We start from the raw sequence: 13,317 nt of genomic DNA on the forward strand, positions 1-13,317 counted from the left end.
GGGCGGTGCGCGGCCGCGCTCCGCTCATCGGGCTGCTCGACCCGGCCGCGGACCGGTACCTGCGGGCCTGCGTCGAAGTCCTGCGGCGTACGCCGGGAACCGAGCTGATCGGCGCCTACCTGTACGGCTCCGGGGCGATCGGCGAGTTCCACCCCGGGCGCAGCGACGTCGACGTGGTGGCCGTGGTCGCAGGCCCGCTCCCGCGCGGGACGGCACTCGCGCTCGGCCAGCGGATCGCGGAGGAGCCGCGTCCGTTCGCCGTCAAGGGGATGGACCTGGTCGTGGTGACGGCAGCCACCGCGGTCGGACGCTTCCCCGTACCCAGGTACGAGCTGAAGCTGCTCACCTTCCACGGACGGGCCCGGACGGCGGAGGACGAACCGGGCGGCGACCGGCGGCTGGTGATGCACTTCGCCTGCTGCCGCGACCACGGGATCACCCTGGCGGGCCCGCCCCCCGTCCAGGTCTTCGCCCCGGTGGACCGCCGGACCTACCTGGGAGCGCTGCGGGCCGAGCTCTCGCTGCGCTGGATGCCCTCGCACTACCGGGTGCTCAACGCCTGTCGGGACTGGCGGTACGCCGCGGAGAGCGTCATCTGCTCGAAGGTCACGGGCGGCCGGTGGGCGCGCGAGCGGGTCGGCGACCCCTGGCTCGTGGACGCCGCACTGCAGTGGCAGATCGACGGCGCTGGACCGGTCCTGGACCTGGTCGAGGTGGAGGAGTTCCTGGCCGAGACGGCCGGGCGCCTCGGCGCGGCCTCGGCACCGCCGGCGGTGGTCCGGCCCGGCACCGTGCCGCCCGGTGGAAGGGGAGCGGCGTGGTGACGGACGAGTGCCTGCCGCCCGAGCGGGTGGCCCGGCGGCTGGCGACGCCCCCGGAGCTCTCACCGGCCGGGCCGGGCGCGCCGCGGGTCTCGTGCGTCCTGGTCGGGGGCGATCCGGCGGTGACCGCCCGAGCTGTCCGCCTGTTCGCCGAACAGGACTATCCCGCACGCGAGTTGGTTCTCGTCATGCCCGACGGCGGGCCGCCCGGTGGCCACGTCGGGGAGCAGGGGGCCGGAGCGCCCGTCCGTACGGTCACCGTGCCCCCGGGAACGGCTGCCTCCGCCGCCCGGGACGCCGGCTGCGCGGTGGCGCGCGGGCCGCTGATCGCCCTCTGGGAGGCGGACACCTGGTATCCGGCCTGGCGGTTGCGGTACCAGGCCGCCGCGCTGACCGGCACCGGGTGGGAGCTGTCGGCGACCGCCTCGGCCGTCGTCTGGGATCCGGTCGCGGGCGAGAGCTGGGCCGGGGACGCCGCTCCGTGGTTCTCGCCGCCGGTCCTGTTCGGTGCCACCGTCTGCCTCACCCGGCAGGCCTGGGCGGCCCGTTCGCTCACCGCCCGGGGCGGGGCGGTGGCCCGGGACGGCGGCCACTTCGTCCTCGGGCTCCCCGGGACGGCGTTCCACGTGCCGCGCGGCGCCCACCTCGCGGTCGTGGTCCGTCCGGGAGGGCACCAGCCCGAGGCGGGCCATGCGGCCTACCCCCGCGGCAGTGCCGAGCTGCTGCTGGGGGCGGCCGCGGCGCTCGACTGGGGGCCGGGTGCGCACCCGGTCACCCGCCCGCCCGTACCGCCGGGGAAGCCCGCCCAACCGGGGAAGCCAGCGCCGCAGGTGAAGCCCGCACCGCCGGGGAAGCCCGTGCCACCGGGGAACCCCGTGCGCCTGGGGAACCCCGCGCGCCTCGGGAACCCCGCGGCGCCGCTGCCCGGAGACCCGGGGCGCGACCGGCCCGGAGCCGGGAAGCCCGTGCCGGCGGAGCCTGCGCCGTCGCCGACCCGGTCGGTCGCCCGGGTGGCCCTCGCCGGAACGGCCCGGCCGCTGGTCTCCTGCATCATGCCGACGTTCAACCGGCGCCGCTTCGTCGAGCACGCCCTGCGCAAGGTGGCCCGGCAGGACTACCGGCAGCTCGAACTCGTGGTGGTGGACGACGGTTCCGAGCCGGTGGAGGACCTGCTGGCCGGTCTGGCGTGGGCGCGGTACGTACGCCTCGGCGAACGGGCGACGATCGGGCGCAAGCGCGACATCGCCTGCGAGACGGCCCGTGGCGACGTCATCGTCCAGTGGGACGACGACGACTGGTACGGCCCGCAGAGGGTGGGCCGGCAGGTCGAGGACATCGTGCACGGGACCGCCGACGTCTCCGGGATCGGGATCAACCTGATGCTGGAGGTGCGGACCATGCAGGTCTGGTCGACCAGGGAGCAGGCCGCGGCCTCGCCGCGCTACGCACCCGTCGAGTCGCTGGCCGGCGGGACCCTCGCCTTCACCCGGGACTGCTGGCGGGAGGTCGGCGGCTACCCCGACGCGTCCGTCGGCGAGGACCTCGGCCTGCTGCGACGCTTCGCGGATGCCGGGGCGCGCATCCAGGCCGTCAGCAACCGGGACGCGTACGTGTACATCCGGCACGGGCGCAACTCCTGGCGGTTCGACTTCACGGCGGACGACGGGCCGGCCGGCTGGCGCCGGTACGACGGCTTCGGCCCGTTGTCCGCCGAAGACCTCGCCTTCTACGCCTCGCTGAGTTCGGCCGAGACCCTGGAGGCGGCGGACTCCGGGGTGGCCCCGGACGCCGGCTCCGCCGACGCCCAGGCCGTCGAGTCGGGGGGCGCCGACCGGCCGGCGCCCCCCGGAGGTGCCGCCGATGCCCACTGAACCGCCCCTGGTGACCTGCGTCATGCCCACCCGGGACCGGCGCGGGTTCGTCGCGAAGGCCCTCGCCTGCTTCCTCGCCCAGGACTACCCGGCCCTGGAGCTCGTCGTGGTCGACGACGGCCGTGACGCGGTGGCCGACCTGATGCCCGACGACGCCCGCGTGCGCTACCTCCGGCTGTCGCACACCCGGTCGATCGGGGCCAAGCGCAACATCGCGGTGCAGGGTGCGCGCGGCGAGATCGTCGTCGGCTGGGACGACGACGACTGGCACGGGCCGGGCAGGGTCTCCGCCCAGGCCGCCCCGCTGCTGGCCGGCACGGCGGACCTCACCGGCCTCGGCACCCCGGTCTTCCTGGACGCCCGGACGGGGTGGTTCTGGGAGTGCGACGATCCGCAGTGGTGCCTCTTCGCGGGGCAGGTGATCGGCGGAACGCTGGCCTTCCCCCGGCGCTGGTGGCTGACCAGCGGAGGCTTTCCCGACACGTCGCTCGGTGAGGACGTCCACTTCGCGGCGGCGGCGCTGCGCCGGCACGCCAGGCTCGTCGCGATGCCGGCGGGCGGGCGCTTCCTGTGCGTGCGCCACCCGGGCAACACCTGGGGCTTCGACGCCGGCGGGCTCGGCGACCGGGACGGGCGCGGTCCGTGGCGCCGGGTGCCAGCGCCGGACTGGCTGCCGGAGCCGGACCGCGTCTTCTACGAGCGGTTGCGGCCCTCCGGCGCGGCCGCGGGCGGACCGGCCCCGGCCCCGCCGCCCGCCGGCCCGCCCGCCGCCCCGGCCCCGCCGCCCGCCGGCCCGCCCGCCGCCCCGGCCGGCCGGCGCCGAGGCCCCCGCCGGTGACCGGCGACCGGGCACCGCGAACCCTCGACGCCGCGCCGCCCGCCCACCGCCACCGAGCGGAGGCCGTCGCGGACCTTCTGCACGCCGCCCCGCGCGGGGCGGACGGCGAGGCGGCCGAGCGGCACGCCGACGCCGTCGCGGAGGCCCTGCTCCCCGTCGTGGAGACCGCCCTGCTGGCCGGCCCGCCGCCCGTTGCGCCGGCCCCGCAGCACCCTTCGCCTGCCGCGCCCGGCCGCCGGACCGGCGCCGGTGGGCGGACCGGGGACGGTGGGCGGGACCCGGCCCCGCCCACCGGTCGACCCTCCGAACCCGAGGCCGCCGCCGGCATCGGCACCCCCGGCGAGCCGCTGCCGCCCCCGCTGCAGGAGGCGGCGCAGGCCGTGCTCGGTGTGGACCTGGGCCCGGTCCGCCTCCACCGCGGCGCCGTGGCGGAGAGCGCCGCGGCGGCGCTCGGCTCCCGGGCCTACGCGTTCGGCGCGCACGTCGTCCTCGGCGCCGGCTGGGACGGCCCCGCAACGGCCTCCGGCCGCCGACTGCTCGCCCACGAACTCGCCCACGTCGCCGTCCAGGCCCACCAGGGCCGGGCCCGCGTCCAGCACGAGACGGTGACGCGGGCGCCGGCGGAGGACGACTTCGAGCCGATCGACACCGGTACCGACCCGGCGGCGCTCGTCGGAGCGGTTCCCCAGCTCTTCGGCAAGCTGAAGACCGTCACGCTCGACGAGCGGGCCCGGGCCGACGGAGTGTCACGGAACGTGCTGCAGCCCGCGGAGTGCTTCGTGTACGCGGAGAACTACATCGTGGTCATCCGCGCGGACGGCACGGTGCGCGACGTGTTCGAGCAGGACACCTCGAAGCCGGTGATGTTCGACGCACCGGTGCTGCTCCTGCGCGAGCTGCGGACCGGTCGGATCTGGTTCGTCGGCCAGCGCGGCGAGAACATCGCCGTCCAGTCGTTCCGCCGTTACGTCGCGGCGCCGAAGCCGGACCGCCCGGCGGGGGAGAGCGCGCTCCTCGCCTTCCTGCCCGGTGTGCTGATCACACCGGAGCTGGCCCGGTCGCTGCGCCGGCGGGCGCGGGGCGGGTCCGGCACCGAGGCGGAGGCCCCGGAGTGGGCGCGGGACGCTACGGCCAGACTCCGCAAGCGCCGGGCCGGCGGCGCCGGGACGGGGGGCGAGGGCACCGGCACGGGTGGGAGCGGGGAGGGCGCGGGCGGCGGCGGCACCGCCGAGCGCTCCAGCGGCTCGGGCGCCGGTACCTCCGGGACCGGCACCGAGACCGCCGGCACCGGCGCTGCCACCGCAACGCCGGCCGCGCCTCCGGTGCTGCGCGGTCGGGCGACGTACGAGGTCGGCGTGAGCCGGACCGGGGTGCCGGAAGTCAGGATCACGATCGACCGGGCGTCCACCGCCACCGCGCTCCGTCGCAACGAGTCGGAGGCCTCCCTCGACCGGCGGGTGAAGGCCGCCGAGCAGGCACTTCAGGAATCCCGCGACCCGGGTCGGCACGAGCGGGTCGCCGGCGGGGCCGACACCACCGGGTTCACCCCGCCGCCCCCGGGTGCGTCCGGCGCGGTGGTGCCGGTGCAGGACGCCCAGGACCAGGCGCGCGCCTCGGTCGGTGCCCGGACCCCAGGTGAGCGGGCACCGGGCGGGCGTACCGGTGCGAACGCCCCGGGCTACCCGGCGAAGCTGACCATGGTGGGCACCGCCCCCCAGGATCCGGCGGTCAGCAGCCCGGGGGCGACCAACCGCTTCGCCATGGACCTCGACTACGCGGCCCTGTCGTTCGGCGTTCAGGACGAGGCCCTCAACCGGATGCAGACCGTCCAGTTCTACTGGGAGGTCATCGAGGTCACCACCAGGGCGGACGCCGCGGAGAAGAACAGGACCACCCGGGTCGGTGCGGGCCGGGCGCAGTCGGAGTTCGACGCCCTCGGAGCCAACCTGACCCGGGACCAGGCGGCGATCGCGGAGGACCAGGCGAACGACCTCGCCATGATGCGCGATCAGCAGTGGTCCTGGCCGGCGCGAGCCGCCTACCTCGCGGTCGTCGGGCTGTCCAACACCGTACGCGTGGTCGGGTCGATCGCCGGGAGCTTCATCGACACCGTCACCAAGCCCCTGGACGAACGGTCCATCAGCTTCGACCACGAAGGCGACTTCCTGGTGCGGTGCGTCGCCACCCCGCAGTGGTCGGACGCGGCGGTCGCCGACCCGGACCACCACGTGCGGCGCGCGTCCAGCTACGCCGTCAAACCGGTCCGGATCGCAGCCCTCGGCAGCCGCGCCGCCGAGGGCGCCGACCGCGAGGCGAGCTCGCTCGCCGCCGCCCGGGCGGAGCTGGAGAAGGCGATCGCCTCGGGCGACCCCCGACGCATCGCCAGGGCCCGGATCGAGCTCGCCCGGCTGGTCGCCGCCGGGCACGCGAGCGGCTTCGAGACCTACACCCGGACGGTGTCCGCGCTTCGCAACCGACTGGACGCCGCCCGGCGGTTGCGGGACCACCGCGCGCGGCGCTCCCCGCTGTCGGAGCTGGCGGACGACGAGGTCGCGCTCGACATCGAACTCATCCAGACCGGACGGCTGGTCGACGACCTCATCGCCGAGACGGAGCGGCAGCTCGCCCACGTCGCCGGCGAGGGGGGCTCGCACGAGCGCTGGGTGCGGGAGCAGTACGCCCGGTTCGCACCGGTCGGCGGAGTCACCGACTTCCGGCCCCGGCTTGCCCTCGCCAGCGAGGAGAACGGCCAGGTCACCGAAGTCCGGACGATGCTCGGCGAGCTGAAGGAGTCACGAGAGGGCGACCGGCGGTGGGCACTGGTCGACATCACCGCCGCCGGCAGCCGGGACGTCCACGTCGGGCGCAGCGCGCTGCCCGGCCACGCCGGCCAGGTGGCCGCGATCCGGGACGCCTTCCGGGTGTTCGCGGAGGGCTCCGGCTACGGCCGCGGCACCCTCGCGATCCGGCTGCCGCAGGAGCTCACCACGGCTCTCGGCGCCCCCGTCCCGATCGAGACGGCCATGCGGTCCGCGCCGGGTGCCCACGAGCGGGTCATGCAGCGGCTGCGCGACCTCGCGATCGTCGCGGAGATCGCCGGGATCTTCGCCACCGGCGGTCTGGCCCTGGCGGTCGGCGTCGTCGGGGGTCTCGCGGGTGCCGTCACCGCCATCGACTCGCTGGCCCGGCGCTACCGGACGGACCACACCTGGGAGCTCTCGACGGTCTTCGACGTCCTGGGCGTGGTCGGTGGTATCGCCTCGACCCTCTCCGTGGGCACGGTGATCGCCCGGAACGTCGCCGAGACCGGCCGGGCGGCGGGCAGGCTGCCGAGCTGGATCAACCGGGTGGAGCGGACCGAACGGGGCCTCCACGTCCACGGGGTCCTCACCGGCGGCCTCCAGATCGCCGTTCTCATCCCGCTCCAGCTGGCCCTGGAGTGGAACGAGATCGACCACGCCGAGGGCCTCTCCGACGGCGAACGCGATGCGCGCCGCGCGCGGGCCCTGCTCGGCGCGCTCAGGTCGGGGGCGATCACCGTGGTGACCACGGGCGGTGGGATCGGGCACGGGGCGGGCAAACGGCCGGGCTCCGGCGAAGCCGAGCCGCCGCTGCCCCGGGGCACCGGGGCGTCCGAGGCACAGCACCTGGCCGACGGCAGCGGGCCGCCCCGCCCGCCGGTGCGCGAAGGCGCCGCCCCCGGCGCCCGCCCCGAGGAGGGGCCGGCGGCCAGGCCCGAGGGCGGCGCCGGCGCCGGCACGGGCGGGCCGGCGGAGACGGCGGTCGCCGACCAGGTGGCGTGGGGCCGGGAGCTGGCCACGGGCCGGCTCGCCGCCGACCGGCGGGCCGCCGCTGCCGCGGATCCCAGGACGGCCGGCCCGGAGCACCCGGAGGAAGCGGCCGGTGAGCCGCGGACGGCGGCCGGCACCACCCGTGCGCAGCGCCCACCGGCACAGGGCGGCGACGTCAACACCGCCGAACGTGACGTCGCGCTCCACATCCTCGGGGTGCGGCTGGGGCAGGAGCGGCCGCCCGGGCCGGCCGACCCGGCGGCCCCGCGGCCCCGACCCGGTGCCTTCGGCAGCCGGACCACCTCCGGTGAGCAGGCCGTCGCCACCTACGACCAGGCGGTTGCCGCCGCCAGGGGTGCCGAGGTGGGGCTCTTCTTCAACCCGAACACCGGCGAGTTCGCGGTGCAGACCGGCACGGAGTTCTCGGTCCGGTCCCCTGCCGGAGACGGCTGGCAGGCGCTCGTCCACCTGCACCCCAACCCGGGGAATGTCATCGTCCGCCGGATGCCGGCCCCCGCCGACGTCGCACTGGCCGTGCGGGCGGCCTTCCGGACCGGCCGTCACACCGAGTTCGTCCAGTCGACCCGTCCCGACGGTTCGACCGGCATCACCCGGGTCACCGTGACGACGGACCCGGTACGCATCGTGGTGGAGGTACCGGCCGCTCCCGGCGAGCCCGCGCAGCGGATCGAGGTGGACTCGCCCGAGGCGTACAGCCGCGAGTACGGGGAGCGGACCACCTACGTCGATCCGACCAGCCCGGAGTTCCAGTGGATCGTGCAGGACCTCGACGACTACTACCGGCTGCGGGAGCAGGATTCCCTGAGCGAGGCAGGCCTCGGCCCGGCCGGGTCCGCGGAAGCGGAGTCCGAGGATCGCACCGCGGCGGGAACGGCCCGGCGCCGGAGAGCCGCTGCGGCGGCCGAGGCCCGCGCCGGGAGGGAGACCGCCGCCGCGGCGAGGGCCGAAGCCACCGCGGAGATCGCCCGACTGCGTGCGAGGCTCTACCGCTGGCGGAGCACGGCCGGGAACGACCCTGCGGCGGCCACCCTCATCGACCACCACCTCGCCGTGCTGCGCGACCTCGCGGAGGCGGTGCGCCGCGGGCAACCCGTGGAGGGGGCGCTGGCCGGGATCCGCGAGGACCTTCCGGAGCAGCGCAGCACGCTGCGCCCGGTCGACGCCGACCGGGTCAGGGCACTGGCGGCGCGCGCCCGACGGATCGCCGGCCGCTCGAAGGACCCGGAGGCGGTGGCTGAGCTCACCGGTATCGCCGGGGAGGCGGACCGGCTGGCGGCCCGGTTGACCGCCGACCCGAACCAGGACGTCCGGACCGCCTACGACATGCTCGACCGGCGGGCCGACCGGGCCACCAAGCGGGACTTCGAGGTCTACATCGCCCTCGACCAGCCCGGCGAGCGGGCCCGCATCATGGCGTGGTTCGAGGAGAGCCTCGCCCCGCTGAACGCCACCCCGGTGGGTGAGCTGCTGGTACGCGACATCATGCGGCACCTGGAGACCGCCGATGCGCTGACGCTCGCGCAGTCACCGCGGGCCGCGGGCGTCGACGTCGCGAACACGGCCGCCATGCGCCGCCGGGTCCGCGAGGGGATCGAGGCCGGCGCCTACAGCGACCGATACACCGCCCTGTTCCGCGCGGCCGTGCGGGACGCGGAGGCCCAGGGCTTCACCGACGGATGGCCCCGCACCACCGACGGGCGGGTCTGGGAGGTGGACCACGTGGCCGAGCTCTGGCTCGGCGGTGCGGACGACGCCTCGAACTACCTGGCGCTGCCGCCCGCCGTCCACGACCAGAAGTCCACGGTCCTCGGGCGGTTCCGGAGGGAGTTCCGCACCCGCGGCGCCACGGGCGAGAGCCGCGACCTCCGCGAGACCGACGAGCCGGAGCCGCCCTCCGGCACGGACTGACCCCGGCGCGCCCGCTCCCGGCGGACCGACCGGGCCTGACGCACGTCGCGCCGCCGTCAGCCGAGGGTGAGGCGCAACGCGTCGAGCCAGGCCCGGGCGATCCGGCCGGCGACCTCCTCGTCACCCTCGCGCGTGAGGTCGACGGCCACCTCGCCGGCGGAGAGCGCGTCGAGCCGCGAACCGCCGCGGTGCGCGGGCGGCCGGACCAGCTCCGCCGGGGCGAGCGCCGCGAAGAGCGCCAGGGCGCGGCGGGTGATCGCGTCGATCCGGTGCCGGTGTTCGGACGGCACGTCGACATCGAGGACCAGACGGTCGACGCGCAGGTCCAGGCCGCTCACCGAACGCCGGCCCGGCAGCCCTCGGCGGAGACACGGGCGACCTCGGGCCAGTACGGGCCGAAGTCCCCGGGGCCCGCCACCCGGCCCAGCTTCTCGAGCTCGCGCCGCAGCCCGGCCAGCAGGCCGACCGTGCCGATCGGACGGGAGGCGGCCGCCGCCCGGTACGCCGCGTGCAGGACGGCTCCGCGGATGCTGCCGCCGGCGATCGGGAAGGAGGCCAACAGGTCCCAGTCGACGAGCGGTTCCAGCGGCGCCCCGGGCGGGATCTGCACCCGCCAGATCCGCTGCCGCTCGGCGGCCCCCGGGAACGGGAACTTCACCGAGAAGGCGAGGCGCCGCAGGAACGCCTCGTCCAGGTGGCGCTCCAGGTTGGTGGCGAGCACGACCACACCGTCGTGCGCCTCGATCCTGCTCAGCAGGTAGCTGATCTCGATGTTCGCGTAGCGGTCGTGGGCGTCCTTCACCTCGCTCCGCTTGCCGAACAGTGCGTCCGCCTCGTCGAAGAACAGCAGCCCGTCGGTCTCGGCGGCGGTGGCGAACACCCGGCTGAGGTTCTTCTCCGTCTCGCCGATGTACTTGCTCACGGCGGCGGAGAGGTCGACGGCGAGCAGGTCGAGGCCGAGCTGAGCGGCGATGATCTCGGCGGCCAGGGTCTTGCCCGTCCCGGGCGGGCCGCTGAACAGCGCAGCGATGCCCCGGCCGCGCGGATTGCGGTCCCCGAAGCCCCAGTCCGAGAGCACCCGGCTCCGGCTGCGGACGGCATCGGCCAGCTCTCCGAGCTGGCCCCGCTGGTCCGCCGGCAGGACGAGGTCGTCCCAGGTGAGCGCGGACCGCACCCGGCGGACGGCGGTGCCGAGCGTGGCACCCGAGCCGTCCCGGGCGGCCGCCTCGACGTCCGCCAGGCCAGCCGGGCGGGCGAGCAGCCGGGCGGACGCCGCGGCTCCGGCGACCACCCGGCCGATGTCGGCAGGCCCCACCCGGAACCGCGAGGCGAGCGACGCGACACCGGCGGTGTCCACGGTGAGCCCGGCGGCGGTGAGCTCGGCCTGCCAGCGCCGGGCCAGGTCGCCCGGGCGGGCCCGGGCCACGGCGACGTTGACCCAGGGCGTCACGGTCGCGGCGGGGGGCACCAGCGGCTGGGGCGCTGCGACCAGGGTGAGCCGCCCGGTGGTGTCCAGGACGGCCGCCAGGTCGCGGACCGCGCCGTCGAGGTCGGCGGTGGACGGCTCGGCCCCCGCCGGGTGGCCCGCAACGCCCGCCGGTCCCGGACCCGGGAGCAGCACGAGCAGCACCGCCGGCTCCATCCTCGCGACGAGGGCGGCCTCGCGCACGGCCTCGGCCGGTGGACGGAGCGCCCGGTCGACGGCGCCGAGGTCGAGCACGACCAGGCCGGTGCCCAGCCGCGCAGCGATCCGGTCTGCGGCGTCGCGGAGTTCGGAGTCGGGCGCGCCGTGCAGACAGGCGACCAGACGGTCGTCCGCCGGGCCGTTCCCCCAGGCGCCGGTGCGGACCAGGCCCGCGGCGGCGCGCGCCAGCGCCCCCAGGACGGGGCCGAGCTCGTCGGGCTCGTCGGCGGCGCCGGCCGGACCCGGCGCCGCCGTCCGCAGCCACGGGTACTGCGGCGCCGGTCGTCCGAGCAGCAGGTCCAGCACGTGCTCGGTGAGCGCGAGCGACTGTCCGGGGCCGCCGTGCGGATCGGGGAGCAGGCGGAGCACCCCTGCGCCGACCAACGAGCCGGTCGGGCGCAGAGCGCTGCGGCCGGCGGCCCGCTCGGCGATCCCGCCGCCCAGCAGGTCGAGGGCGAGCAGGGTGCCGGGCCGGCCGCGCGCGGGGTCGCCTTGGAGCAACCCGCACAACCGGCCGTAGCGGGGGTCGAGTTCGACGCCGAGGCAGAGGACGACCAGCGTCACCTCCCAGGGGGTGAGCGCGGCGGCCGTGCTCAGCCGGGCGAGGGGAAGCCGGACCTGCACCGGTGTCGCCGCCACGCGCTCGTCGGCCAGCGCGCGCAGCTCGGCGAGCGCGCTCGCCCGCCCGCCGGTGCCGGCGTCGGCATCGCTCCGCTCCTCGCCCCGGGACCGCTCCTCGTCCCGGGACCGCTCCTCGCCGGGGAGCGGCGCCCGGCTGCGGCGGGCGACCTCCTGCAGGGCGTGGTCGAGCAGCGCGAACTCGGCCCGAAGGTGCTCCCAGTGGTCGGCGAAGCCGCGGACCGGGGCCGGGGATCCGAGCTCCGGTCCCGTGCCGTCGGCCTCGGGGTCCGGGGCACCGTCCTCCCGGGGGCCGGTCACGCGGAGACCTCGATCGTGTCGGAGCGGAGTCCGTCGACCAGCACGTCGACGGTGTGCCCGCCGGCCGGAAGCGGCCGGGCGAACCGGTGGGTGAAGGAGGCAGGGTCGGGCTGCCCGTCCAGCTCGTACTCGACGCCGTCGACCCGCAGCCGGACGTCGGCCCCGTCCAGGCGGGCGCCGCGCAGCGTCAGGAGGCGCTGTGCGGCGTCGTACCCCGATCCGTCAGCGGCTCCGGTGACCGGCTTCAGCAGCGGGACCACCAGGAACGTCCGCGGGTTGGTCAGGGCGCCGCCGGCGAGCCGGACCCGCAGGTCGTAGCGCCCGTTGGGCACTGCGCCCGGTTCGGGCCCGGCCGGCTGCCCGGCGGGCAGGTCGGCGGCCGCCGTCGTGTCGTCCGTGCGGGCCGGATCGACCGGGACGCTCCAGCGCACCGCGTCGGTCGCGTCGGTGGCGACCAGCTCGACTGCGCCGGCCAGGCCGCTGCCGGTGACGACGACCGAGGTCGCCGAAGCGCCGAACGCCGTCCGGACCGGGGTGACCGCGGCGGCCCACGGGTCGATGCGGAAGGCCGGCGACTCGCCGCTCGGCCGGCCGCCGAGGACGACCCGGACCTCCGCCCGCGGTCCGGTGGGCGGGGTGCGGGGGAGCTCCACGGTGAGGGACTCGGCGGTCGCCGGGCCGACCGGGTGGGCCGGCGCCCCGGCGACCGTGACGGCCGGGGCGAGCCCGGGCGCGGCGAGGCTCTCGCCCTGGAGCCGGAGCCGGCCCGGGACGACGGCGCCGCCGCTGAGGGTGGCCACCGCCCCGCGCGCGGGCACGAGCGCGGCCACCCGGGGTGCGCTGCGCGGGTCGACCACGGCCCGGGCACGGGCGACCGGGGCCACCGCGACGGTGGGCTCGGCTCCGCGCAGCTGCACGAGCGACACCTGGTAGGCGGCCGAGAGCCGGTAGGGCTTGCCGATCGTGCTCCAGATCCGCGAGAGGTCCTCGACGGACAGGGGGTGCGGGCGGACCCGCAGTTCCTCGAACGAGTCGCGCAGAACGGCGGCCAGGTCGGTGTCGGCGTCGAACCCGCTGCGGTGCACGTGGTTGAGGACAGGCGCGTCGTGCAGGGCGAGCATCGCCTCGCCGAGTGCGCCGTGGGCCTCGTCTGACGCATCGTCCGCGCCGGGGGTGGGACCGAACGGCGTGATCAGGTAGGAGAGTTCGAGCGAGAGGACGGGCCGTTCCCGGGGCGGGGCCCCGGCGCGGTCCCCCGGGAAGGAGGAGTTGCGCAGGTAGGGGCTCTCACCCACCTGGTATAGGTAGACGTTCACGCCGCTGCCGTTGACCGGCGGATCCTCCCCGGGCGGCAGCAGGGTCACCGAACGGCCGCTGGAGAGGGCCGATCTGAGGAAGGTGCGCAGGGCGGCGGTGGTGGCGAAGATGGCCTGGGCGCTCATGT

7 protein-coding genes are annotated in these 13,317 nt (G+C 76.8%); 4 read left to right on the forward strand and 3 right to left on the reverse strand.

Annotation, left to right across the window (positions count from 1 at the left end):
- The first annotated feature begins 5 nt into the window (after positions 1-5).
- From MCM47_RS14165 to MCM47_RS14180, 4 genes are read left to right on the forward strand one after another with little or no spacing between them, the layout of a single operon-like run.
- Positions 6-824, forward strand: coding sequence for an aminoglycoside adenylyltransferase domain-containing protein (locus MCM47_RS14165; RefSeq protein ID WP_238861924.1), 819 nt, complete (start codon positions 6-8; stop codon positions 822-824).
- A complete protein-coding gene (locus MCM47_RS43250; RefSeq protein WP_238861925.1) occupies positions 818-2,692 on the forward strand; it encodes a glycosyltransferase in 1,875 nt (624 codons plus the stop codon). Before MCM47_RS14165 ends, MCM47_RS43250 begins: the two co-directional genes overlap by 7 nt.
- Positions 2,682-3,530 carry a glycosyltransferase family 2 protein gene (locus MCM47_RS14175; RefSeq protein ID WP_238861926.1) on the forward strand — a complete coding sequence of 283 codons (849 nt, stop codon included), beginning with the start codon at positions 2,682-2,684 and terminating at the stop codon, positions 3,528-3,530. The genes MCM47_RS43250 and MCM47_RS14175 overlap by 11 nt, the downstream gene beginning before the upstream one ends.
- Positions 3,527-9,250: a DUF4157 domain-containing protein gene (locus MCM47_RS14180; protein ID WP_238861927.1), complete on the forward strand. Its 5,724-nt coding sequence runs from the start codon at positions 3,527-3,529 to the stop codon at positions 9,248-9,250. Before MCM47_RS14175 ends, MCM47_RS14180 begins: the two co-directional genes overlap by 4 nt.
- Before the next feature lie 56 nt (positions 9,251-9,306).
- Here the strand turns inward: MCM47_RS14180 and MCM47_RS14185 are convergent, their stop codons facing one another.
- From MCM47_RS14185 to MCM47_RS14195, 3 genes are read right to left on the reverse strand one after another with little or no spacing between them, the layout of a single operon-like run.
- On the reverse strand, positions 9,307-9,588 hold the full coding sequence (locus tag MCM47_RS14185) for a hypothetical protein (RefSeq protein WP_238861928.1): 282 nt from the start codon (positions 9,586-9,588) through the stop codon (positions 9,307-9,309).
- Entirely contained in the window at positions 9,585-11,873 is a 2,289-nt protein-coding gene (locus tag MCM47_RS43255) for an ATP-binding protein (RefSeq protein ID WP_238861929.1), read from the reverse strand. Before MCM47_RS43255 ends, MCM47_RS14185 begins: the two co-directional genes overlap by 4 nt.
- On the reverse strand, positions 11,870-13,315 hold the full coding sequence (locus MCM47_RS14195; RefSeq protein ID WP_238861930.1) for a DUF4255 domain-containing protein: 1,446 nt from the start codon (positions 13,313-13,315) through the stop codon (positions 11,870-11,872). Before MCM47_RS14195 ends, MCM47_RS43255 begins: the two co-directional genes overlap by 4 nt.
- Positions 13,316-13,317: the final 2 nt, after the last annotated feature.

Source organism: Kitasatospora sp. A2-31, from assembly GCF_022288725.1.
Taxonomy (GTDB): Bacteria; Actinomycetota; Actinomycetes; order Streptomycetales; family Streptomycetaceae; genus Kitasatospora.